At 39.6% G+C, this 25,260-nt stretch carries 16 protein-coding genes; 11 read left to right on the plus strand and 5 right to left on the minus strand.

Annotated elements, in window-relative coordinates; all coding sequences use genetic code 11:
* Positions 1-10: 10 nt before the first annotated feature.
* The 5 genes from ACK8HY_RS00810 to ACK8HY_RS00830 form a co-directional block, all read right to left on the minus strand.
* On the minus strand, positions 11-568 hold the full coding sequence (locus tag ACK8HY_RS00810) for a hypothetical protein (protein WP_416132392.1): 558 nt from the start codon (positions 566-568) through the stop codon (positions 11-13).
* Between the two features lie 286 nt (positions 569-854).
* The gene (locus ACK8HY_RS00815; RefSeq protein ID WP_416132393.1) at positions 855-3,143 is read right to left on the minus strand and encodes a family 20 glycosylhydrolase; all 2,289 of its coding nucleotides are present in this window, start codon (positions 3,141-3,143) and stop codon (positions 855-857) included.
* A gap of 263 nt (positions 3,144-3,406) precedes the next feature.
* The gene (locus ACK8HY_RS00820) at positions 3,407-3,958 is read right to left on the minus strand and encodes a putative glycolipid-binding domain-containing protein (protein ID WP_077436246.1); all 552 of its coding nucleotides are present in this window, start codon (positions 3,956-3,958) and stop codon (positions 3,407-3,409) included.
* A gap of 20 nt (positions 3,959-3,978) precedes the next feature.
* A complete protein-coding gene (locus tag ACK8HY_RS00825) occupies positions 3,979-5,514 on the minus strand; it encodes a glycosyltransferase family 39 protein (protein WP_416132394.1) in 1,536 nt (511 codons plus the stop codon).
* A 603-nt stretch (positions 5,515-6,117) separates the two neighbouring features.
* On the minus strand, positions 6,118-6,615 hold the full coding sequence (locus ACK8HY_RS00830) for a DinB family protein (RefSeq protein ID WP_077436248.1): 498 nt from the start codon (positions 6,613-6,615) through the stop codon (positions 6,118-6,120).
* Between the two features lie 620 nt (positions 6,616-7,235).
* Here ACK8HY_RS00830 and ACK8HY_RS00835 point away from each other — a divergent pair.
* From ACK8HY_RS00835 to ACK8HY_RS00885, 11 genes are all read left to right on the plus strand, one after another.
* Positions 7,236-7,685, plus strand: coding sequence for a protein-disulfide reductase DsbD N-terminal domain-containing protein (locus ACK8HY_RS00835; RefSeq protein ID WP_077436250.1), 450 nt, complete (start codon positions 7,236-7,238; stop codon positions 7,683-7,685).
* Positions 7,686-8,222: 537 nt separating this feature from the next.
* On the plus strand, positions 8,223-11,315 hold the full coding sequence (locus ACK8HY_RS00840; RefSeq protein ID WP_416132395.1) for a SusC/RagA family TonB-linked outer membrane protein: 3,093 nt from the start codon (positions 8,223-8,225) through the stop codon (positions 11,313-11,315).
* 9 nt (positions 11,316-11,324) lie between these two features.
* Positions 11,325-12,698, plus strand: coding sequence for a RagB/SusD family nutrient uptake outer membrane protein (locus ACK8HY_RS00845; protein WP_416132396.1), 1,374 nt, complete (start codon positions 11,325-11,327; stop codon positions 12,696-12,698).
* A 4-nt stretch (positions 12,699-12,702) separates the two neighbouring features.
* On the plus strand, positions 12,703-13,278 hold the full coding sequence (locus tag ACK8HY_RS00850; protein ID WP_416132397.1) for a fasciclin domain-containing protein: 576 nt from the start codon (positions 12,703-12,705) through the stop codon (positions 13,276-13,278).
* A gap of 116 nt (positions 13,279-13,394) precedes the next feature.
* Positions 13,395-14,744, plus strand: a complete 1,350-nt coding sequence (locus ACK8HY_RS00855; protein ID WP_416132398.1) for a Gfo/Idh/MocA family protein — start codon at positions 13,395-13,397, stop codon at positions 14,742-14,744.
* Between the two features lie 475 nt (positions 14,745-15,219).
* A complete protein-coding gene (locus tag ACK8HY_RS00860; RefSeq protein WP_175992028.1) occupies positions 15,220-15,819 on the plus strand; it encodes an RNA polymerase sigma factor in 600 nt (199 codons plus the stop codon).
* A 241-nt stretch (positions 15,820-16,060) separates the two neighbouring features.
* Positions 16,061-17,236 carry a FecR family protein gene (locus ACK8HY_RS00865; RefSeq protein ID WP_416132399.1) on the plus strand — a complete coding sequence of 392 codons (1,176 nt, stop codon included), beginning with the start codon at positions 16,061-16,063 and terminating at the stop codon, positions 17,234-17,236.
* Positions 17,237-17,427: 191 nt separating this feature from the next.
* Positions 17,428-20,790, plus strand: a complete 3,363-nt coding sequence (locus ACK8HY_RS00870) for a TonB-dependent receptor (protein ID WP_077436264.1) — start codon at positions 17,428-17,430, stop codon at positions 20,788-20,790.
* Between the two features lie 19 nt (positions 20,791-20,809).
* Positions 20,810-22,723 (plus strand): RagB/SusD family nutrient uptake outer membrane protein, encoded by a 1,914-nt coding sequence (locus ACK8HY_RS00875; protein WP_416132400.1) that lies wholly within the window; start codon positions 20,810-20,812, stop codon positions 22,721-22,723.
* Between the two features lie 51 nt (positions 22,724-22,774).
* Positions 22,775-23,953: a DUF5000 domain-containing lipoprotein gene (locus ACK8HY_RS00880; protein WP_077436266.1), complete on the plus strand. Its 1,179-nt coding sequence runs from the start codon at positions 22,775-22,777 to the stop codon at positions 23,951-23,953.
* A gap of 33 nt (positions 23,954-23,986) precedes the next feature.
* Positions 23,987-25,195 carry a DUF4998 domain-containing protein gene (locus ACK8HY_RS00885; RefSeq protein ID WP_175992029.1) on the plus strand — a complete coding sequence of 403 codons (1,209 nt, stop codon included), beginning with the start codon at positions 23,987-23,989 and terminating at the stop codon, positions 25,193-25,195.
* The last annotated feature ends 65 nt before the right edge of the window (positions 25,196-25,260 follow it).

Raw genomic sequence — 25,260 nt, forward strand, 5'->3', positions numbered from 1 at the left:
ATCGAAAAAACTAGTTATTTGTCAACACATTAATGATGTTTTTTCGATATTCCTGATCTTTTTCCCTTAATTCAAGAATTCTATTTTTGAGGTCAATATTCACATACCATTCTGCATAACGATCCTTTTCGTTTGTATCATCGAAGAAAATTTTGGTTTTTATATAATCTTCGTCAAAATACTCTGGCTGGCCACTAAGTACAAATGCTGTGGAGCTTATGGTGTCGAGCATCTTGAAAGAGCTGGCCTCAGTTTTAAACAAGGTACTTACAGCCTTAGCGAAATTGTCACTCAATTCTCCTATGGAATAGAAGTTGACCCCTTCTCGATAAAATCTTTTCTTGTCTACTTCAGTATTGACGATACCTAATTTCATATCGCGTCGAAATGAGACTTGTATACCAACCGTTTCTTTTCCCCAAAGACCCTTTGCCTGGATAATATGATTTAAGTTTTCATCATTCCAGTTTTTGGTTATCGTTAGTTGCAGATCAACAAAGTCCTGGTCTTCACTGACATCAATCTGCTTCAATCTATGTTGTCCTTTTAAGAAATTTAAAAAGCTCATCTTGTGTTAATATATTTTTGAGCCGATCTAACAAATTATCTTGGTTGCATCTGGTTCAGCCAAATGGTACTTTATTTGTCGTTATCACAACTCAGGCTAAGTAAAATAAAGATAGCAAAAGTTTTGATTGTGCAACAGGGCAACGATAGATAATATCCAAAGATTTTGATGCGGATCCGATGCTGAATCTTTTTCAATTTCTATAGAAGGGAGAATAGGGGAGAATAATGGAACGAAAGGTATGATGTAGGCTGTCCCTTTTTTATAGAAGGGACAGCCATTATGTTTAATTTTTTCGGAATAGATTTTCTTCGGGTATGTCGGTCATTTTAGAACCGTTAACACGATATTGAAGTTTCAAGGTAAAACCACCCCCCGCTTCTATAAAATCGATGCTAATCGGATGATATCCTTTTTCTAAAGCGATCTGTCCGCTTTTCATAATTGGGGCATGCTGTCCGTCGTTGTCTACGACCACCTGATCATGTATGCGCAAAACTCCGCCGTCATCGCAAGTGAAATAAAAATTATAGATACCCTTTTCTTTCACGTATAGATAGCCATTAATTTTTGCGCCAAATGAAGGCATTTTAATCGTGTCGCTCAGATGGATATTCTTAATAATCTCCTGCCGTACCGCCGTGCCTGTTATTGCAGCTGTATTTGCAAATGTTCCATTAAATAGCGTTGCGGTCAATCCCGGTTGCATATTCTTCACATCTTCGGTAACACTTTTTTTCCAGGTGTCTTTCTTGAAATTCACTTGGTACAATTCGCTTTTCGCTCCTGAAGAAGATATCGTTGCGAAACGTATGGTTCCTTCGTCTTTGACAATAAGTGAATCGCTTAGCACCGGGCTTTTCTGCGTTGGTAGACTACCATCCCTAGTATAATGAATTGCATTTTCTGGAAGTTCATTCTCAATTTTTAGCGTGGATCGTCCATCAATGATAACCTGATTATCGGCAAAACCATTTAAATCCGGCATCCGGTAACGCAGTCCCATTTTGTTCCAGAGCCCAAAGTGGGCGATTAATCTATTTCTATAACTCTCATATAGTGATTTGTTGGTCCAGACCCGTTCTGCCAATGCGCTCAATCTTGGCAGAATCATAAATTCTAACCGGGCCGTGGATGGGATCATTTCTGTCCATATATTTGCCTGTGCGCCCTGAACTAAATTTGATTTGTTGCTTAGAATATCAGAAGGTATGACAGACATATTATATACCGCATCCAAACTGCTACTATTGGGAAGGTAGTCAAAATACAAGGGGTTGGTAGGTGTCATGATGAGTTGATGACCACGGTTAACTGCCTCACGAGGAGCGTTTTTTACCCACCCCCGCCAATACATAACTGTCATCGATGTATCCGAACCACCATCAAGTATTTCATCCCAACCAATGCTGCGTTTGTTTTTAGAACGTATGAAATTATTAACCCGTTTTACAAAATAGCTCTGTAGGTCATGTAAATTTGCTATGCCTTTCTCCTTCATAAATGCTTTGGCTATAGCTGAATTTGACCAGGAATCTTTTTCGACTTCGTCAGCACCAATATGAATATAAGTGGAAGGGAAAAGCTCGATAACCTCGCTAAGTACGTTTTCTATGAACGTATAACTGCTTTCCTTCCAGGGACTGATTGGTACGGAGAACTGTTTTCCCCAGCCTGCAGTCTCGCTATCCAGGAGTAGCTCGGGATAAGCTTTGGTAGCGACCATCATGTGACCGGGCATATCGATCTCAGGTATAATCTCGATATGTCTGCTCGATGCATAGGCGACGATATCCCTGATATCCTGTTGCGTGTAAAATCCACCATACTCCTCTTGTCCATTATGGATGCGCTTGTGTTCGCTGGGAAGATTGAAATCGGGGTTGTCTTTTGCTTTGGCAAGACATGCTGAATCTTGGTTATTATAGGTTCTCCACGCACCTTCTGAAGTAAGTTTTGGGTATTTTTTTATCTCGATACGCCAGCCTTGATCATCTGTAAGATGCAAATGAAGCTTGTTGAATTTATAGGACGATAAGAGATCGATAAACTTGTATAAATAGTCTTTTGAGAAGAAGTGTCGCGCTACATCTAGTTCTACACCACGCCATTGAAATGCTGGCTGATCTTTAATTGACAGATAGGGCAAACGAATAATACCACTGGATTTAGCTAGGAGATAAAGCTGCTGTACGGTTTGTAATCCATAAAATATCCCCTGATCCGAGGACGCTGAAATTTGTATTCCTTTTTTGTCAATTGTTAATTCATAACCTTCCTTGGAAAGGCCATTTTTTTTAATCAATCGTAACGTTGCACTAGCATGTGTCACCTTCTTTTTGGAAATATTTCCAAATAACGCTTGACGTATCCATTGGTCTAAGGCGTTTGAGGAGATGTCGGGATCAATGGTATAAGAGAGTTCTCCCTTGGCTATTTGAAAGAAACCCGTAGATGATTCCAGTTGTTGGGGAAAAGGGATCAGCTGGGGAGGATGATTTTTTTCTTGCGCATAACTTGTACTAGGCCAATAGAAAGCGGATAATAGCAGGAGCAGTGAAATAGCTTTAGACATAAAGTTTTTTGTGATTTCTTAATAATTACGTGTTTGTGATCTTACCAAATAGAATTTGTCGGTTTAGCATGAAAAACTCGGAACCAATATAGAAATATTTTATGTAAACGGAGGTAATAAAAAATATATGCTAGAAGTACTGTTATCTAATGACATCGTTATAAAACCTATACGCATGTCGATTTATTTTTTGGATCGGAAGGCATTATTAGGGCAAGCGGGAGGGTGGGATTTGAGATGGTTTTATTTCGGGAAAATTGAAACTAGTTTCCAGCTATCTTTTCAAATAATCCGGGATAGTTTAGGACCAGTCCATTCTCATCCACCTGAATATGAGCTGTAAAATCACTGACGATATTTTCGTATAGATATTCGTTGAAATCTGTCCTTGTATAACGTTGTCGAACAGGTGTGATTTGGTTGTTGATCAGATCGATATAGATGATATCTATTTCTTTTGAATCACCAATTTTAAGCTGTAGATTGTTTATTGGTAGCGTGTTTGTAAAGGGAGTTAAAGAGATATCTATATAAAGAAAACCTTTGAAGCTAGGATTATCGAAATGATTGATTTCCCAATTGATACCTGTTTTTTTTCCAGTTAGGGTATTTTTGATCATATCGACCTCGGAATCAATAAAAAACTCCTCGATCTCCCACTGTTTGTTTATAGTCAGTTGATAAGTTGCTGAATAAATTTTTTCCTGATAGTAACCTATAATTCTTGAGACCACGATATGATGATCCTGCTTTTCCTGTATGTTGAAATATTCCAGGGAGTTGAAAGCAACTCCTCGCCATAATATTGTTTTCATCTGATCGCTATATTAAGTAATTATTTAACAGGCAACATATGTTGACGTTGTTCTTGTTCGACTTCCTTCCGGACTCGTTGGTTGATATTGATTTTTGCATTGATGAATGTGAAAATCACAGCTCCATATTCTCTTGCATACTTGTTTGTAATGGAGTCTGACCGTATAGATTGTACAAAATAAGGCGCGGTTTCGTTCATTTCAGATTGGTTTTCCCATGAATTTTTTATGCGAATCAAGTTGCGAAATTCATGGCTGAAATCAAACCAATTGATATAATCAGCGTTGAAGGTAACTGCACGGATTCCAAGTTTGGAATAATAATTTATAGCGCCCGCCTGACCATAGTTATCACAAAGTATGAGCGTATTTTGTGGATTGGGAATTTTGCTATAAATGTCATCGACTTTTTTGGCGAGCTCCTGCCAGCCCAGCATATCCGCAAAATCTTGCGGAAGTTGATGGTCTTTACCATCCTCCCAGGTCAACATGCCAATTTTGCGGTATTTTTCGGGATGGTTCGCAATATATTGTGGGCTCTTGTTGGGGAATGTCAGCAAATAAGCAGGAATAAAGAAAACAGGAGGTAGTGCAATTAAAAGGGGGCTTAAAATTCTTCCAGCCTTATTCTCTAAAAGTGTTGAGATATAGACTGCACCAAAAGCAAAATAAATGGGATATATACCGATTGCGTAATAATCTTTGGCTTTTAAAAATAGAAAAACACCAATTGTAATAAAAAAAGACAAAAAGAATAGCCGATATTTTCGAAATGCGGGATAACATAATAAAGCATATAATCCAAAGCCAATAACAGGAAAAGTTCCGAAAAAAAATAGAAATTGAGATCGGAGAAAGCTCCATCTGTTGACATTGATGAGCTGGGTTTCCGCAAGTTCTTTGAAATGATAAAAAACAGGGAAATTGTTCATGTATTGCCAGATTAAATTAGGAAGGATGATCAAAAAAGCAATTAGCATACTATAATAAAGTTTGCTATTGCATAATATTTTACGTTCTGGAACAGCTATAATGGCTGGTATAAGCCCTAGGATCAAAAAGGCGATATTATATTTGTTTAAAAATCCCAGGCCAAAGGCTACCGCAATAATGTATAGCCATTTAGGATGTTCGCTGTTGAGATACTTTATGATAAAATAATAGATCAATGTCCATGACAGAACATCAAAAGAATTGGGTTGATACAGCGTGTTTAAACGAAATAAGACCGAAAAAATAACACAACATGTACCAAATAGCAAGGCAAAGAGATTTCCTTTGAGTTCTTCAATGGTTTTCCAGACGACTAGAATGGTTAGCGCTCCGAACAGTGCAGGGAAAAATTTGATCCAGAATACTGAGTTTCCTAAAATCTTGATGAGGTAGGAAAGCCAAGATGTCAACGGCGGAACGGACAAATATCCCCAAGCCAAGTGATTGGCCTGATCTAAATGTAAAAACTCATCCCGATGTAAATCATATATTGGACTTATCAATTGATATTGAATAATAAACTTTAGCAGGATAAGTCCTACAAGAATAAGATGTTTTTTCATTTGGGAACGGATTTATCCATAAGCTCCAGTTCTATTTTCTTTCGATCGTTGATGTCCGATTGTCATCTTTCATTTTGGTCACTTCTGCCCGCGCTTCCGAAAATAATCAGATTCAAGGTTTAAATATACGCTATATTTTGGCTTACGGGTTCTTTAGCCCATTTTGTATACCATTTAATTGGCTTGTCGACAATTTTTTTTAAATATTATGCCATGATATTGACGCTCAGTGCGCTTGATGGATGCAGAAAGGTTATTCATCAAAAAACTGCGTTTCCGATAAGTGAGTCCGAGTATTTAGCCTATTTTCGGTAACCATTCGAGAACCATTCCTACCTGAATCGCTCTTTAAACATGTCCGAGGGCAATTGTGAGGGTGATCTGGCTAGGATGTGAACGTGGTTTTAGCAAGTATAACACGGACTCAGCACGGACTCACTCCGGAAACACCAGGGATTCATCCTGCGGCTGTCCCGATTGAAGCATGTTGCAGGTGGGGATAGGAGGCATTACGAAACTGCATAAAAACAGTCTTAGATCATAAGCGATGGTTGACCATGGGACTGTTTGTATGCATATTTATTAAAAAAATGATAGTATAGTCTAAAAATTCTGTGAATCGGCAGAAGGGCCGTAACTTGATGGTAAAGGAATATTATTCAGCCTATAGTAGACACCTAGTTGTGCCCTGTGATGTGTGATCTGATTTAAAGAGTGACGGATTGCCTCATATTTTGTCCAGCTTGCCAGTTTTTGCCCCGCATTCTTGATCGTCCAACTTGGATTTAAATCATCTTCGACTGCATTTTCCAAGGCTATTTTGCCCGCTTCATAGTCTTGGTCTAATTTCTGGAGCAATTCTTCACGCGTTGATAGGATAGTGGGTGTATAACCTCCATCAGCAAAGTCGAGTTCAGTTGTTTTTAAAATTGTACTTGGCCATTCAAACACCTCCACTAAATGCGTAGCTAAGGGCATTATTTTCATGCTTTTTTCATGTGGGGCATAGTCATTTTTGCCTTCTGGAAAAAGTTCAATAAAATTTTTGGTGATCTGGTACTCATTCTCAAGTTCAGATTTTAGTTGTTGAAGTGTGTTCATCTTGTTTGGGAATATATTAGTTTAATTTTTGATGTATTCATCTTTTTTTTTCCATCCTTTTAAACAAAGAATCAGTCATTCTGTTTTTTGTATGCTACGTCAAAGATAAGTTTGGATATTGACAGCTATATGTCAGTATGGATTCGGAGGAAAGAGATTTTTACAAAAAAAACCGCTTGAAGCAGGGAACTTCAAGCGGTCTAACCTAACCAATTATTAACCTAAATTATGAGTTTTATATCATGCGATTTCTGTGCCAAAGATCATTTTTGACAGGTGCTGTAACGTAACAAATCTATTGTTTTTGGTTTAAGTGGATAACGGGCAGACTTTGGGTGATATAGTCCGCGTGATATCGCTTTGCTTTTCATTATTAAGACGCAAAAAAATAAGGCGAGAGCAATGAAAAAGCACTGCTAAATGTGAATAATATTGTTTTTTATGTTGTTTTCAATAAAATTTATGGTTTTATCAACCTGTTGTTGTGTTTTATATTGTTTATGGCGAATATTGTTGTAGCGTTTTTTGTCTTTCCATATCGTCATACTGACAAAAAGAGGGGGATGATATGAAGGTAGGAGGATGAATATTGTGTAATAAACCAAAATAAATATAAAAAAATGAAAAAACTAGTATTGTTAATGACTGCGGTTATTTTTATGATAACTGCCGCTTTTGCTCAGATTCACAAACCGGTAAAATGGACTGTAGCTAGCAAAAAGCTGAACAACAAAGAGGCAATCGTCTATGTAAAAGCGACCATTCAAAACGGCTGGCATATTTATTCGCAAAACGTAAAGGATGGCGGACCTATTCCGACTTCATTCACATTTGCTAATGCGACCGATTATGTATTGGCAGGAAAGACTGCTGAGCCAAAACCGAAAGTAAAACACGAAGAGGTTTTTAAAATGGATGTGGGATATTTTACAAATGAGGTGATCTTCCAACAAAAGGTAACGTTGAAAAAAGGAACAGCAACTGTGAAAGGTAGCGTGGAATGGCAGGCATGTGATGCATCACAATGTCTTCCGCCGGATGAATATGCTTTTGCAGTAACGATCAAATAACAAAATATATTTTTTTATCCCGTAAAAATCCCATTTATAGCGTTATAGATGGGATTTTTTATAATTATTAATTTTTTTCAATATAGCACAAAATAAGTTGCACAATACTGCGTTAATAATGCAAATACTTTTCATAAAATAGGTTAATATATGGCTAAGACCCTAGAGTTCCCCGCTCTAGGGCTTTTTTATGACCTATTTTTTTTGCCTTCTATTCGAGATTAATAATTTCTGCGAGCAAGGTGGTTCGCAGGTTGGGAGTATATCCAATTTTCGAAGAGCACATTGGGAGTTTTTATTGATTAGGTTGGAAAAGAAAACAGTTTTTATGAAATAGATAGTGCGGCAATATAATGTTTCTTGAAAGTGGTTACGTCACATAAATGTTACTAAAATTAACTTCGTGCATACTATTATTTTTTTTAAAACGTTAATTATTTGGTAATGCTTAACGTTTTAATGTAAATGTTTTCATTAAAATATTTTTTATTAATCATTATCGATAGTTAATAGGTGATATATACTTAAAGTTTTCATATGAAATCTAGTGCTAACCAATGTAACCTGAAAGGACTGTATTATGTTCTATCCTTATTTTTTTTGTGCAGCAATTTAATTTTTCCCGCAATAGTGGTCGCCCAGCAAAAGACCGTCACCGGTAGGGTGATTGACGCGACCACCAAGTCGCCTTTACTTGGAGTCACCGTAAAGCTCAGCGACACAAAAAATGTGACAGTGAGTACGGATCAAAGAGGAGGCTTTGTATTGGACGATGTAACAATAGGGCAATCCATTACTTTTTCATTTGTGGGCTATTCGACTCAGACGATAAAAATAGATTCACGTTCAAGCTATACGATCGCACTAGTTGCCGTTTCCAATCTGATGGAAGAGACTGTTGTGGTAGGATACGGGCGTCAGAAAAAACGGAACCTAACAGGATCTATCGTTTCGGTAGGTGCTTCAGAAATTGCCAAAACAACATTGCAGGATCCCATTTCAATTTTGCAGGGACGGGCTGCGGGCGTGCAGGTTTCGTCCAATTCTGGAGCACCAGGTGGTGAGATGAGTATTCGTGTCCGGGGGAGTTCCTCATTGAACTCGGGTAATAATCCACTTTTTGTTGTAGATGGTATTCCGCTCGAATCCAATTCCATTTCTTCTTTAAACGGTACTGAAAATTCTGGGCTAAACCCGATGACGGATATCAATCCAAATGATATCGCTTCAATCGAGATTCTTAAAGATGCGGCCTCTACTGCGATTTATGGGTCTAGAGCTGCCAATGGAGTCGTGATGATTACAACGAAACGAGGTGCTGAAGGTAAACCCGAGGTGATATTAAATACAACAGCAGGAGTGAGTTCCCTGACTCGCAAACTTAGTGTTTTGAACGCACGGCAATACCGGGAAGCAGTTTTGGATTCCTATCGAGGGATGGCCAAACCTGAGGAACCATTTTATACAATTATAGATTCGCTCAACCCCATGAACAGTGGTGATGTGGACTGGCAGGATGAGTTGATGCGTTCAGCAAAGCAATATAAGCTGGATCTCTCTGTACGAGGCGGGAACCAAGGGACAAAATATGCTTGGAGTTCATCTTATTTGGATCAGGATGGTGTGATCTTGAATTCCAATTACAAGCGATTTACCTCCCGATTGAATGTAGACTTTACAATTTCAGATCGGATTAGGATTGGACAAAGTATTTCCTATACTAATGCAGTGAACAACCGGACAAATGCCGCGGGCTCAGGGAACCTGAGTATCATCCGGAGTTTATTGATACGGCCACCTATTATGTCAATGTATCTACCCAATGGATCACTGAATGGTTATATGATCGGGCAGCGGAATCCTGTTGGGATGGCTTTGTTTTCGACCAATTTGAATAAGAGTAACCGGATCGTTGGTAGCCAGTATGTGGAAATAGATCTATATAAGGATCTTAAGTTCCGAAGTAATGTAAATTTGGATTATATTTCAATGAAAGAAGACGAATTTATGCCGTCCATATTGGATTACCGTGAGGGATATAATAAAGGGGCTGTACGATCTTCAGGAAACCTTACTTGGGGCAATGAGAGTTATTTTACCTATGCTAAAAATATAGCTAATGCACACAATATTGGGGCGGTATTGGGTATGAGTTTTCAGAAATGGCGTTATGACCGGACAGGCCTCGATGGCGAATACTTTCCAAGTGATGATATCCGAACATTGAATGGAGCATCTATCATTTCAAATCAAGGTGTTAATATTGCTTCTGAACATGCCATGCTTTCTTATTTCGGTCGGGTAACCTATGATTATTTAGGTAAATATTTGTTGGAATTCAACCTTCGTACGGACGGCTCTTCCCGTTTTGGTCGTAACCGACGGTTCGGATTCTTTCCATCAGCGTCGGCGGGTTGGCGTTTTGTTGAGGAAAAAGGGATCAAGGACTTGGGTTGGCTAAGTGATGGTAAGCTGCGTTTTAGTCTTGGAAGTACCGGAAACGAGGCGATCGGCGACTATACCTCAAGAGGTGAGTTTACTTTGGGAACGAATTATCTGGATTTTTCGGGAGCGGCACCAACAGTAATGCCTAACCCAAGCCTTACCTGGGAAACAACACGTCAATATAACCTTGGTCTGGAGCTTGGCTTTTTTAAAAACAGAATTCTGTTTTCTACCGACGCTTACTTGAAGAAAACGAAAGATCTGCTTTACAACGTGCCTATTCCCGGAACCACCGGATTTGAATTTATTACACAAAATATAGGGTCAATTGAGAATCGAGGATTAGAGTTTAGCCTACAGACCCGTAATCTGGAGGGGGCTTTTAGCTGGAACACAAATATAAACGTTAGTTTAAATAGAAATAAAGTTACGTCCTTGCCTAAGAATCTCCTGACTGGCGGTCATATTCAAAATGGGGCTTTCCACATTCTACAGGAAGGCTTGCCTATCGGTGTATTTTATGGTTGGCGTTTCCTTGGTGTGTATGCACGTGATGAAGACAATACAAGTGGGCTAACAAATGGAGCAAACGGTCCTGCATTCGTTGGTGGAGATCCCATTTGGAAGGATATCAACAATGATAATATGATCGATCAAAACGATCGCGAGATTATTGGCTACGCGGAGCCAAAGTATTTTGGAGGAATCTCCAATGATTTTAGCTATATGAACTTCCATTTGAATGTGTTTTTCCAATATTCTGTTGGTAATCAGATTTATAGCGAATTGAATCATCAGCGCAATTCAATTGTTCGTTACAATAATCTGTCCACGGACGCGCTCAATCGCTGGCGGGAACAGGGAGATCAGACGGACTTTCCGCGGTTGATTCGGGATGATCCCAAACAGTCGGATAGTCGGGTGCAGAGTAGATGGGTTGAAGATGGATCTTATCTGAAATTAAAAAATGTCAATTTAAAATATTCTTTCGATCCCAGCTGGAGTAAACGTATTGGTCTACGTAAGCTTGATGCTTTTGTTACGGCTACAAATCTGATTACCTGGACAAAGTATACCGGTTTTGATCCCGATGTCAATTCCTATTCTGGTCTCCGAGTGGGGTTGGATGAGGGCTCTTACCCACAGAGCCGCACATTTATGCTTGGTTTAATCCTTGGTCTTTAATAAATCGTGATGAAAAATTTGTTAAAATATACCTTTTATTCTCTTTTATTTTTATCCGTTAGCGGTTGTTCGAACTCGTTACTGGATAAGGAGCCTATTAGCAATGTTTCTGGACAGGGCTACTATAAAAAGCCTAGTGATGCTCAGGCTGGCGTTAATGGGATCTATAATGGTCTTCAAGCTCTATTCCGTCAGAACTTTGCTTACTGGGGCGAGGGGCGGGCTGATAATATTGTGACCCGCCATGCCGGTGATCCTGCTGCGCTGCAACAGAACACATTGACTCCGGTTATCAATTCGGCGCGCTGGGATAATTTTTATACAGTTATATCCCGTGCCAATTATGCGATCAAATATATTCCACAGGCATTTGGAACCGAAGATAGCGAACAAAAAAGGCAATTACTTGGGCAGGCTCATGCGTTAAGAGCATTAGCTTATTTTTACTTGGTTCGGATATGGGGGCAAGTACCCTTGGTTACGGAACCATACGAGGGATTGGATCAAGATCTGTTTGTCAAGAAGAACACTGAGGCGGAGGTATTGACTAAGGTGGAAGCAGATCTAATCTTGGCGACGGAGAATTGTGCTTCAAGTTATTCAGGTGCCAGAAACCGCGTGATGATTACCAAAGGGGCGGCTTATGCTTTTCTGACACAGCTCTATATGTGGCAAAAAAAGTATGCACAAGCGCTAGAAATGGCTGAAAAAGTACTTGCGGACCCGCAGTATGCCTTGGTGCCCATTGAGGATTGGAATAACATCTTTGTAAAAGGAAGCAGTACCGAGAGTATTTTTGAGGTCGGGTACAATGAAGTGCAACCCAATAATCTTCGTGGATGGTATGCCAATGGATCGGATAGTGATTATGTCCCAAGTGCGGGTTTTATCGCATCAATCGAACCTCACGATCTTCGCAAACCTCGTATTTACGATGTGTCCCAAGTTCAGCCCCGTAAGATATGGAAGTTTTTTGGGCAAGGATTTAATGACGAGAGTCCAGAACCTTCCGCAGGCAATATTGTATTAACGCGATTAGCTGATATCCTTCTGCTAAAGGCTGAGGCACATGCCAATTTAAATCAGCCTGTTGAAGCATTGGACCTACTGAACCGTATCCGTACTCGTGCGGGACTTCCAGTTTTGGATCAAAATAAGGCGCAAAGCCAATTCGGAAGTTTAGTTGGCAGTATTTTGCATGAAAGATCTGTAGAACTTTGTTTTGAGGGACACCGTTGGTTTGATCTCCTGCGAAATGAAATTGCTATTTCGACAATGAAACCGATCAATGGTCTCTCCGATAAACGAAATTTGCTGTGGCCAATACATGAAGGTGAACTTCATAAAAACCCAAATTTGCAACAAAATGAATTTTATAGATAATCTTATGAAGAAGATAAAATATATTGTTATTTTTTTTCTATGCGGTTTTGGTACACTGTCATTGTTTTCTAGTTGCGAAATACAGGAAAGCTTTGAATATGACTACGCAGAAGACAATAGTAAACTGAATATGTCAGCATGGACATATATTCAGGGGAAGGATTCATTATCCTTACTGAAACAGGCTATCTTGCAATGTAAGGATGAAGCATTGTATGAACGTAAGGAAAAAGCGACCTTTATTCTGCCCACGAATCAAGCTTTTACGGCATATCTAAAAGAAAATAAATACGACAATATTGCCGCTATTCCGGTACCGATATTAAAGGATATTTTGCGTTACCATATTGTAAAGGCGTTCGTGAATTTTAGCGATCCTGCCTTGGCTCCGAGTAACAAACCAATTGCTTATACGACTGAAAAAGGTCAAACGATGTACTTGTCCCATACCAGTACTTATGTGGGGCTGATCAATGAAGGGACCAACAACCAATGGCAAATCCGCACATCTAATTTAGTTCCGGATAATGGTGTCATCCATATCGTTGATCACATCGTATTTTTATCCGAGAAGACGTAATGAGCATATTGATGATCTGTTTTCTCCACAATGTTTGTGTGGAAAACATTATCTAGAGTTTATTGTTTTGTCTTATAACAAACTAAACAATAGGCCAGTAAATTATGGGTGATTATATGCTAAACCGAAGAAACTTCCTTCTGGGTGCAAGTGCTTTTGTTACTTTATCCGCTTTAGAAGCTAAAGGATTGTCCCTTGAACCTCTAGCGAAAACTATCAAGGTCGGACTGATCGGGGCGGGTTGGTATGGAAAAAGCGATCTATTTAGGCTAATGCAGGTCTGCGATGTCAATGTAGTGGCGATTTGCGATGTGGATAGCCGTCATTTGGAGGAGGCCGGGCGATTGGTCGGAGAACGCCAACGCTCAGGGCAGATTCCAAAGCTTTACAAAGATTATAGGAAGATGCTTGCCGATAATCAATTCGATCTCATTCTGATTGGCACGCCTGATCATTGGCATGCGAGACAGGCCATAGATGCGATACGTTCGGGAGCACATATCTATTTGCAAAAACCTGTTAGTGTTGATGTACTTGAAGGGGAAGCAATACTACGATATGCACGAAAATATAATAAAAAAGTACAGGTAGGAACACAAAGGCGGAGTACAGCGCATTTGATTGATGCAAAGAAGCAGATTATAGACCAAGGTTTACTTGGTAAGATATCGCATGTGGAAATGTGCTGTTATTATCATATGAGAAGGAACGGTAATCCGGCATCGGAGCCTGTCCCGGACTTTCTTGATTATGAACTATGGACTGGACCAGCTCCTTTACGACCTTACGACGGCTTACCTCACGGGGGCTGGTGGCGAACTTTTATGGAATATGGAAATGGTATCACAGGTGATATGGGTATGCATATGTTTGACACTGTCCGCTGGTTATTACAACTCAAATGGCCAACGAAAATTAGTGCAACGGGTGGAATCTATGTGCAAAAAGAGGGAAAGTCGACTATTGCGGATACACAGACAGCTGTATTTGAATATGATGACCTTAATTGTATATGGCAACACCGTACGTGGGGTAATCCTGTGGATCCAGAATATCCCTGGGCGTTTATTATCTATGGAGATAAAGGAACGCTAAAAGGAAGTGTGATGAAATATGAGTTTATTCCAGTAGGTAAAGGTACTCCGATTAAAAAAGACGTGGTTTATGAAAAGGAAAAATTTCCGGCTGATCTGGAGGAGCCTAGGATTGAACTGCACACCGCTCCTGCTACACGACAACATCTATTGGATCTATTGTCTGCAATAGAACATGATCGATTGCCTGTAGCTGATATCGAAGAGGGCTATATATCGACAGCCTGTTGTATACTTGCCAATATTGCTATGCAATTAAATAGACCATTGCGATATGATCCATTGAAAAAAATATGCACAGATGATCCCGAAGCAACCAAGTTGTTGAAAAGACCTTATCGAATGCCCTGGCAACATCCTTATCTGTCCTAGTAATAAATTATGATATGGTGGTTTAGTATGTCGATTTCACATGATCTTTATTGACCATTGTGGTGCTGCCAGTTTTGAATTTTTTATGTCGTCATTTTGAGCAGCCCGCTCCCTAACTCGCCTGCCTGTATGATGCTACTCCAAAAGTCTCCCCTCCTCGTAGGAGCAAATGATCCTGTTTTTTTGGTTGTGAAACCAATGGTCTGAGATTTCCCTTTTAAATATGCTCGTATCGATTACATCGTAATATTTTACATGTTTTTACGCGTTTTATACATCTCGGATCTAATTTATATTATTTCTTTTGTTTAAAGATCAATTGTCAAGCGACTGTCAGGCGGCCTAAGGAAATTTTGCTGCTTTTTCAACTCGTCAAGTACCTAGAAAAGCAGATGTGCAGAAAGTAGTTATTTTCCCGCACATCGTAATGCAATTGAAAAACCATGGATTATTGAACTTCGATAGAAATAGAATTATGAGTCTAGAGGACAACGCAATATTGCTCTTACAATTGGCTGAGGGGAATCAAAAGGCATTCGAAAAGCTCTATTATAACTATAGAACTCAGATTTTTGGCAGAATATTAAAGCAGGTCAGATCGGTGGAGTTTGCGCAGGATATCGTTCAGGATGTATTTGTAAAGGTCTGGCAGAATAGAGCGCAGATAGATGTTTCAAAAAATTTTAAATCCTATCTCTATACAATTGCACAAAGTACAGTCTACGATTATTTTCGGAAAATAGCTTCAGACCAAGCTAAATGCGATCAATTGATGATTCTATCGAGGGGCACATGTTCAAATAATATTGAAGATGGAGTCTCTTATAAAGAAATGGAGAAATACCTCAATGATATATTGGATATTATTCCCGAGCGATGCCGGGAAGTCTATGTACTCTGCAAACTCGAGGGCAGGAGCTATGACGAGGTGTCCAAACTTTTGAATATTTCTACAGCAACCATCAACAATCATATGGTTAAAGCGTCGAGTATTATTAAATCACATTGGAATTGGAATTACTGTTGCTTTCTTATGATGTTGTTTGCAGATTATCATCCGATATTTCTTACCTAGCGCTTTAATCGTCGCTGTTTTTCTTGCGATTTTTTTTAAAGAATACCACTCGATATTTTTATTTAGGTCATGAAAGTGATTCTGCCCTTCATACTATTCAACTCAATAAAATATGCTTTAATAATTCAGGAGAGAGCCCAACAGCTCATGTGTTTGCAGATAATTATTATTTTTTTTCGATTCGGCATAGTTGATATTTTTTTTGCTTACGTATAAGAGGTAAAGTAAGACCAATTATACTGTGGAACAAACCAAATTAATAAGCTTATATAGAAGATACATCGCTAAACAATGTACAGATGAGGAGATCCATCTGCTCATGCATTATATGCGACAAAAGGAGCATACAAAGCTTTTCAAGGAACTGATCTTGGAAGATTTGCAGCTTGAAGATGAAATCGAGTTAGATGAAGATGCCAGAATGGCTATTCAGCGGCTTGATGAATATTTCGATCGTGAATATTTTCATCAGAATCGGAAAAAGAGTAGTAGGAGATTATTCCCGTGGCTATCAATCGCAGCTGCAGCTTCAATAATCTGTGCAATTTCGGTATTATGGTACACTCATGGTGATAATGAATCTGAGCCTGTGGGAATAACGGAAAATCAAAGCACGCTGATAACAAGTAATGGTAAAGAGATAAAGCTTGATGGTACCTCCAACATTGAATTATTGCGGGAAAATGGTGCAGTGATTTTACAGGATAGTTTAGGAGATATCCATGTTAAAACACTGGATAGTCTATCAGGTCTTAAACGTCAAATTATTTATCAAACCATCCGGACAGCCAAGGGCAAACAATCACGTATTTATCTTACCGATGGTAGTGCTGTGGTTTTAAATTCTGATTCACAGCTCAAATTCCCACTTTTCTATGCTGAAGGTCAACGGGAGGTCGAACTTCAGGGAGAAGGATTTTTCGACGTAGAATCCAACAAGCATAAGCCCTTTATCGTTAAAACGCACGATCAACGTATCAAAGTATACGGAACCAAGTTTAATGTAAATAATTATGAAAATGAACAGACAACCAAAACCACATTATTTCACGGTAAAGTGTCTGTCCAGAATCTGATTGGATCATCTCCACAGAAAGAATACATCCTTAAACCGGGTGAACAGATTGTCCTCGATAAAAAATCCAAAGCTTTAATACAAGATAAGACTGAAAACGAGGAGCAGGTATTGGGATGGAAAAACGGCGTGTTTGTTTATGATAACGCGACATTAAAAGAAATTATGCGCGATTTTGCTAGATGGTATAACATTGAGGTGGATCTGGAATCCCTTCCAGCACTTACATTTAGTGGAACTATACCTAGAAATTATGAACTGGACAGAGCGCTGAATGTTATTGCGCGAACAGCAAATATCAAGATTAACCGAATTGGAACTACACTAAAATTTGAAAAATAGATGGGGAAAAAAACTTAAGCAAAGAAGCCGACAGTACTGCCATACCGTCGGCACACATTAGGGTAATACAAAATTTTCTAAAAACCTAACATCACAAAAGTATGAATTTAAAAGTTCAATACAAGCATTTGTATTGTTTATTACAGCGCCTATTTTGGCCTGCAATATGTACTCGCAAGCATCTAATCATAATGAAGCTAACATTTGTAATTACATTTTTATGTTCAATTTCGGCATTTGCGGAAGGCTATGGCCAACGTATCAATATCGAGTTGAAAAATGCAGCGGTAGAATCTGTGCTGAAAGAGATCAAGAAACAATCGGGCTATGATATGTTCTATAATATCGATCTGATCAGCCCCTTGAAAAAGACAAATTTTCGAGTGAAGAACGCTACACTTGAGGATGCGTTGAAGGAAGTTACAACTAATTTAGGTCTAGCGTATGCGATAGAAGATAGAATGATTATCATCTCCAAAAGAAAAGAGAACCGGATCATTCAACATTCGATCAAAGGTACAGTTTCCGGAGAAGGAGATAAAAAATTACAGGGTGTATCTGTTGTGGAAAAAGGGACAAGCAATGGAACGACAACAGATGTTGATGGAAATTATAGTATCAAAGTATCCAACCCTAGGGGAGTTCTTATCTTTTCTATTGTTGGTTATGCGAGAAAAGAAGTGCCGATTGATGGGCTTCAACAGATAGATGTACAATTAACGGAGGATAAGAGCGAATTGGATGAGGTGGTCGTTGTCGCTTATGGACAGCAGAAAAAAGAGAGTATGGTCAGTTCCATTACAACAATCAATCCGAAAGAATTGAAGGGGCCGACCAGCAATCTGACGACGATGCTTGCAGGAAGACTTTCTGGGGTCGTTGCCTTTCAGCGGAGTGGTGAACCTGGCGCCGATAATGCACAGTTTTTTATCCGTGGGATCACAACATTTGGAAGTGGGAAGGTAGATCCATTGATTTTGATTGATGGAATGGAATCCACATCTAACGATTTGGCAAGGTTGCAACCTGATGATATCTCCGGTTTTTCCGTCTTAAAAGATGCGGCGGCATCCTCGCTTTATGGAGCCAGGGGGGCGAATGGAGTCGTATTAGTGACCACAAAATCCGGCGTAACAGGCAAAACAAAGTTCAATGTACGTGCAGAGAATTCGATTTCATCGAATACACAAAATTTCAAATTGGCCGATAACATTACGTATATGAAATTGGCGAATGAAGCTGTACTGACTAGAAATGCGCTTGAAGACTTACCTTACAGTCAGAATAAGATTGATCGTACTATAGCAGGAGATAACCCTTTTCTTTATCCTAATAATGATTGGATCGATTTGTTGATCAAAGATTATACGATCAATCAGCGATTTAATATGAATATGAGCGGGGGCGGGAAAAATGCACAGTTTTATATTGCGGGAACCTATAATGTAGATAATGGAGTGTTAAAGTCCGACCATAAAAACAAGTTCGATAACAATATTAACCTGAAAAGCTATCAGATCCGTTCGAATGTCAATGTTAAACTGACACCTACAACAGAAGGGATTGTGAGAACTTCGGGGAGTTTTGATGATTATCAAGGACCAATTGGCGGTGGGGGGAATATCTTTCAGGGCGCAATAGCGGCAAATCCTGTTAATTTTCCAGCTGTTTTTCCGGCATCTGATATGCCTTTTGCTGAACATCCTTTATTTGGAAACGCCAGAATTAACGGACAGACAGAGGCGATGTATTTCAATCCCTATGCGGAGATGGTTTCAGGATTTCAGCAATCAAATTCCTCGACATTAAATGTACAGCTCGAAGTTAAGCAGGATTTTAAATTCCTGACAGAGGGCCTGAGTGCAAGAGTTATGGCTTATACACAACGCTATTCTTATTTTGATGTGCGTAGGAGATATACTCCTTTTTATTATCGTGCAAACGCAACCAGCACGGAGGGTGATAAATATACTTTGGAGTTGTTGAATGAGAAAGATGCAACAGAGTATTTGGATTTTAAGCCTGGAACGAAGGTTGCAAATACAGTTTCCTATCTAGAGGCCGCGGTTAACTATAATCACACTTTCTCAGAAAAACATAGTGTCGGTGGTTTGTTAGTTACCCAACTGCGGAGTTTTGTATCAGGTGATGCAGATAAGCTTCAAAATTCGCTGCCTTATAGAAATCAGGGACTTTCGGGAAGGTTTACTTATGGTTATGACGGTAGATATCTGCTCGAAGCAAATTTTGGATTAAATGGCTCTGAACGTTTTGCGAAAAATCATCGTTATGGCTTCTTCCCTTCGATCGGTGTGGCCTGGAATGCTTCCAATGAGGAGTTTTTTAGACCATTAAGACAGGCAATAACAAAGCTAAAATTCAGAGCAACTTATGGATTGATCGGTAATGACCAGATAGGTGATCGCAATGACCGTTTCTTTTATTTATCGGATGTAAATCTGAAAGATGGTGCTCACGGATCGTCTTTTGGTACCAATTATATCTACAGCAAACCTGGGGTGACGATTTCTAGATATGCAAATGAAGCGATTACCTGGGAACAAGCATCGACTGTCAATCTGGGGATGGATCTTAGCCTGTTTAATAGTGTCAATATTATTCTGGATGCATATAAAACGCATAGAAAAAATATTCTAATGAACCGGTCTTATATTCCTACAACAATGGGCTTATCAGCTGGTATACGGGCTAATGTGGGCGAGGCCGAAGGAAAAGGTGTAGACCTCTCCGTAGATTATAATAAGAATTTTGGCGATATGTGGATCCAGGCAAGAGGAACGTTTACCTACGCGACGAGTAAATTACTTGTCAATGAAGAACCTAATTACCCATCCAATTTAGCATACCTTTCCAGAATCGGTCGTTCGCTTAGTCAGGGCTATGGACTGATCGCCGAACGGCTATTTGTCGATAATGAAGAGGTGAAAAACTCTCCGGTTCAGAATTTTGGGGAGGTCATGGGAGGTGATATTAAATATCGAGATATGAATGGAGATGGCGTAATTACATCACAGGATTATGTTCCGTTGGGGCTGCCTACAGTACCTGAAATTATCTACGGTTTTGGACTATCTGTCGGTTATAAGCAATTTGATCTTAGTGGATTCTTTCAGGGCTCTGGCAGGTCATCATTCTGGATTGACCCGGATAAAACAAGTCCTTTTGTTATGAATGGCCCCTATCAGCATGGTTTACTACAAGCCATTGCCGACGATCATTGGTCAGAAGAGAACGGGAACATTTATGCGTTCTGGCCTCGCTTGAGTCCGAATCTGAACCGGAATAATCTTGAATCTTCCAGTTGGTGGATGCGTAACGGCTCATTTTTACGGTTAAAAACAGTGGAATTGGGCTATAACCTCTCGAGCAAAATGCTTGATAAAATGGGGGTAGGGCCAATCAGACTTTATTTAAATGCCAGTAACCTGTTCGTTAAAAGTAGCTTTAATCTCTGGGATCCGGAGATGGGCGGTAATGGCCTCAGATACCCGCTTCAAAAAGTCTACAATTTCGGATTAAATGTCCAATTCTAATACAAAAAAGAAATTCAATATGAAAAGATATACGATTCGTTTGACCCTTTCGGCGGCCTTGCTGCTATTTATGATGAATTCCTGTAAGAAAAATTTTCTAGATGTGGTTCCGGACAATGTCTCTACCATCGACCATGCTTTTTCAAACCGGAATGAAGCTGAGAAGTTTTTGTTTACCTGTTATGACGGCTTGCCTAGAGAGGGACATCCGGAGATGAATCCGGGTATGAACACGGGCGATGAGTTTTGGATTTATTGGCCAATGCATAGCAGTGAAGATTATTCGACCCTATCTCCGTATAATATTGCCAGGGGACTTCAAAATAGAAACCAGCCAGAAATGAATTATTGGGATAGTTTTGACGGGAAGTCTATGTGGAATGGAATTCGGAACTGTAATATATTCCTTGAAAATATCGATCGAGTCAAAGATGTTGAACCTTATATGAAAGATCGTTGGATTGCTGAAGCAAAATTTTTGAAGGCTTATTTTCATTGGTATTTATTCAGAATGTATGGCCCTATACCTGTTGTTGATAAAAATTTGCCAATTAATGCCTCGCCTGACGAAGTAAAGGTAAGTCGTCAGTCTACCGATTATGTTGTAAATTATATCGTTGGTCTACTCGATGAAGCCGCTGCCGGTGAGGGAAGTGTTGGTTTACCAGAAAAAATATTGGACCAAAGTACAGAGCTTGGGAGAATAACCAAACCGATTGCTTTGGCAATTAAGGCCAGAATACTGGTTACTGCTGCAAGTCCCTTGTTCAATGGAAATCCGGATTTTGCAAATATTAAGAACCGCGATGGAAAAACATTATTTAATGCAACTTATGATCAAAAAAAATGGGATAGAGCCGTAGAGGCATGTAAACTAGCCATCACTGCCGCCGAAAAAGCCAATATCGGTTTGTATCGCTTTAATTCACCAGGGAACCCCGTTGATGATTTCACGAAAACGGAAATGAGCATCCGAAATGCCGTATGTGAAAAATGGAATACAGAGCTGATCTGGGGGACAACCACCAAGCCGGACGACACCTGGACCTTGCAACTTTATGCTAGTCCACAGCTTGATCCGAATGTAGCCAATCCGAGCTTAAAGGGGCAGCTGGCACCTACCTTGAAAATGGCTGAATTATTCTATACAAAAAATGGTGTTCCTATTACAGAGGATAAAACTTGGGACTATGTCAATAGATTTCAGCTGCGGACTGCAACAGCTGCGGATCATGGGATACAGAATGGCTATCAGTCAGTTGGACTGCACTTTGACAGAGAGCCGCGCTTCTATGCGGATATGGCATTTGATGGGTCGACATGGTATATGGAAAATGGGAATTTTAACATTAAGGCCAAATCGGGACAGCATTCCGGGAAAAAGCAAACTCGTATATATTCAGTAACAGGTTACTATACCAAGAAACTGGTGAACTGGAAAATGGTCGCAACACCGATAAATGTAGTTGTTGAGCGCTACCCTTGGCCTGTGGTGCGACTAGGAGATCTTTATTTGCTGTATGCAGAAGCATTAAACGAAACGGATAATAAGACTCTGGCGTTGGAATATGTGAATAAGGTAAGAGATCGGGCAGGGCTTAAATCCGTTGAGTCTTCGTGGGCTAACTTTTCTAAGAATCCAAATAAATATACCGATAAAAATGGTTTAAGAGAGATTATACAGCAGGAACGTTTAATTGAAATGGCCTTTGAAGGCAGCCGTTTTTGGGATCTCAGACGCTGGAAAAAAGCTGGAGAGATCCTGAATCAGCCTATTTATGGCTGGGATGTGATTCGGTCAGAATATGTCGATTATAACCGAAGGATATTATTATTCAATCAAAGTTTTAACAGTCCGAGGGATTATTTTTGGCCGATAAAAGACGATAATATCTTAGTAAATCCGAATCTGGTTCAAAATGGAGGCTGGTAAAAAGCTAGATAAAACTTAGTATTCAAAATCAATCATTAGAAAAGAACAAAAATGAAACGATTAATATATATGTTGTATGTAGGACTGTTGTTCGTCGGAACAATCGGTTCCTGTCGTAAAACGGAGGTAGGGACAATAGACAAAAGTGATACGCAGGCTCCGGGACCTGTGAGCAATGCCAAGGTTGAGAATTTAAATGGAGCCGCCAAAATAACCTATAGCTTACCACAAGATGATGACTTATTGTATATAAGGGCTGAGTATACCACGAAACAAGGGGTCGTTAGGAACACAAAGGTTAGTAGGTATTTGGATAGTGTTGTTTTACAGGGTTTTGCCGATACAGATGTTTACGAGGCAAGGCTATATGCTGTGGATAAAAGTGAAAATGTTTCTGTCCCATTAGTAGTCAAAGTACAACCCAAAACACCGCCTTTTGAGCTTGTTAAACAAAAACTAGTCGCTAGTGCCGCTTTTGGCGGCTTGGATGTTGGTTATCAGAATGTAACTGAATCGGATGTCGCCATAGTTATTTTAGCAAATGATAAACTTGGCAATTTTGTGCCATTGAAAACGCTGAATACCAAGCTAAAAACGGGGACTTTCGGTGCAAGAAATCTCGCTTCAGTAGAAACCCGATTTGGACTGATGGTACGGGATCGCTGGGGTAATTTATCTGATACTACTTATGTGACTTTAAAGCCTTTCTTTGAAGCACAATTGGATAGAACAAAAATGAAAGGAATAAATATAAATGGTACAGATGCGAAGAATTATCCTGGAAATGAAGTGGAATATCTTTTTGATGGTGATGTAAGTAATAAAACAGCTTATCATACCATTGATCCGGTAAGTATGCCCCAATGGTTTACCTTTGATATGGGGCAAACTGCTAAGTTGAGCCGTTTAGTCTGGTTTATGAGACAAGGGTGGTATTTTCATCTTCATAATCCGAGAAAAGTGGAAATATGGGGTTCAAACAATCCGAGCCCGGACGGTAGTTTCACTAATTGGATATTATTGGCCGAACACGAGCAGATTAAACCATCGGGGTTGCCTCCAGGGCAAAATTCTAATGCTGATATTGAAGCGGCGCTAGAAGGAGAGACCGTAAATATCCCCGTGGATGCTCCCGCAGTAAGGTATATCCGATTTAAAACATTGCGCAATTGGTCAGATGGAGTTTATGTGAATTTCACTGAATTAGCTGTGTGGGGAAACCCACAATAGGAATTTATTATAATGATAATTAATAGTGAAAATATGAAAATGACTAAATATCTGACCTGTTTCTTCCTTGTCACCGTAGGATTATATATGAATTCCTGTACCAAAGAAGATGAGTATAAAAAAATAACAAAGGATGGCGAAATTTATTACCCAGGTCGAGCGGATACAGTATTCGTCCATGGTGGTAATAATAGAATTAAATTACAGGTTGTTTTGGGAAACGATCCATTGATAACCAAAGTTAAGGCATTTTGGAATAATTATGCTGACTCAGCCGAAGTTGACGTTGTAAAAACAACTGGCAGAGATACTGTTGATATGCTAATCAATAATCTTTCTCAAGGCACCTATTCTTTTGATGTATATACGTATACCGGGTCTAAAGCTAAATCAATAGTAAAACAAGGAACTGGTATGGTGTATGGGGATAATTATCTAAAGGTATTATCTAACCGTACGGTGAAGACTTTAACTTACTCATTGGATGGAAGCAAGCTCTTTATTGACTGGAATTCTCCATTGGAGGGTGAAAAGTCCATCGAATTAAAATATACTACTGAAACTGGTACTACCCAAACCATAGTGGTTCCCGGTGGAAGTTTGAAAACGGAGATTTCGGGCTTTAAGAGCAGTACTAAGCTTATTTACAAATCTATATTTTTACCTGAACCCAAGGCCATAGATGAGTTCTCAGTAGCACCGAGTGAGGTCGCACTTCCAGCATTCGAGCGCGAAGTGGATAAGGCAAACTTTAAGGTATATTCGCTTCCAACAGATGTTCGGGATAATTGGGGTTGGCTGATGGAATATCTTTGGAATAAAGATTATGACGGCAAAGGCTTTGCTTCCACTGAAGGGTCTTCGCAATGGTTTACTTTTGATATGGGGGAATCTGTTTCTATTAGCAGGTTTAAAACCTGGCAGGCTGCTGACCGTATCTTTAAAGCTGAGAATGTGAAGAAATTCGAAATCTGGGGCAGTAATAATCCGGCTCCAGATGGTTCTTGGGCAAGCTGGACAAAATTGGCCGAATGTCAGTCCATAAAACCTTCGGGATTACCGGTCGGACAAACAACAGACGCAGACATCAACTACGCAAAAGCGGGCGAAGAATTTGTACTTCCTCCGGGAACGCCTAAAACGAGGTATATCCGAGTTAAAGTGCTGGAAACTTGGGGTGGAGGTACATTTATCACCATGGGAGAACTGACTTTCTGGACAAGTGATCGGATCGTAAAATAAAAACCATTTTGGTACCCGCTAAAAGAATATTCAGGGTAAAACCGTCTGATTTTTACCCTGAAATT

The organism is Sphingobacterium sp. NGMCC 1.201703 (genome assembly GCF_047784615.1).
Classification (GTDB): Bacteria; Bacteroidota; Bacteroidia; order Sphingobacteriales; family Sphingobacteriaceae; genus Sphingobacterium.

Excerpts from the sequence above, each read along its gene's own strand:
- ACK8HY_RS00810 (WP_416132392.1), bottom strand. The coding sequence starts at position 568 with ATGAGCTTTTTAAATTTCTTAAAAGGACAACATAGATTGAAGCAGATT.
- ACK8HY_RS00815 (WP_416132393.1), bottom strand. The coding sequence starts at position 3,143 with ATGTCTAAAGCTATTTCACTGCTCCTGCTATTATCCGCTTTCTATTGG.
- ACK8HY_RS00820 (WP_077436246.1), bottom strand. The coding sequence starts at position 3,958 with ATGAAAACAATATTATGGCGAGGAGTTGCTTTCAACTCCCTGGAATAT.
- ACK8HY_RS00825 (WP_416132394.1), bottom strand. The coding sequence starts at position 5,514 with ATGAAAAAACATCTTATTCTTGTAGGACTTATCCTGCTAAAGTTTATT.
- ACK8HY_RS00830 (WP_077436248.1), bottom strand. The coding sequence starts at position 6,615 with ATGAACACACTTCAACAACTAAAATCTGAACTTGAGAATGAGTACCAG.
- ACK8HY_RS00835 (WP_077436250.1), top strand. The coding sequence starts at position 7,236 with ATGAAAAAACTAGTATTGTTAATGACTGCGGTTATTTTTATGATAACT.
- ACK8HY_RS00840 (WP_416132395.1), top strand. The coding sequence starts at position 8,223 with ATGAAATCTAGTGCTAACCAATGTAACCTGAAAGGACTGTATTATGTT.
- ACK8HY_RS00845 (WP_416132396.1), top strand. The coding sequence starts at position 11,325 with ATGAAAAATTTGTTAAAATATACCTTTTATTCTCTTTTATTTTTATCC.
- ACK8HY_RS00850 (WP_416132397.1), top strand. The coding sequence starts at position 12,703 with ATGAAGAAGATAAAATATATTGTTATTTTTTTTCTATGCGGTTTTGGT.
- ACK8HY_RS00855 (WP_416132398.1), top strand. The coding sequence starts at position 13,395 with ATGCTAAACCGAAGAAACTTCCTTCTGGGTGCAAGTGCTTTTGTTACT.
- ACK8HY_RS00860 (WP_175992028.1), top strand. The coding sequence starts at position 15,220 with ATGAGTCTAGAGGACAACGCAATATTGCTCTTACAATTGGCTGAGGGG.
- ACK8HY_RS00870 (WP_077436264.1), top strand. The coding sequence starts at position 17,428 with ATGAAGCTAACATTTGTAATTACATTTTTATGTTCAATTTCGGCATTT.
- ACK8HY_RS00875 (WP_416132400.1), top strand. The coding sequence starts at position 20,810 with ATGAAAAGATATACGATTCGTTTGACCCTTTCGGCGGCCTTGCTGCTA.
- ACK8HY_RS00880 (WP_077436266.1), top strand. The coding sequence starts at position 22,775 with ATGAAACGATTAATATATATGTTGTATGTAGGACTGTTGTTCGTCGGA.
- ACK8HY_RS00885 (WP_175992029.1), top strand. The coding sequence starts at position 23,987 with ATGAAAATGACTAAATATCTGACCTGTTTCTTCCTTGTCACCGTAGGA.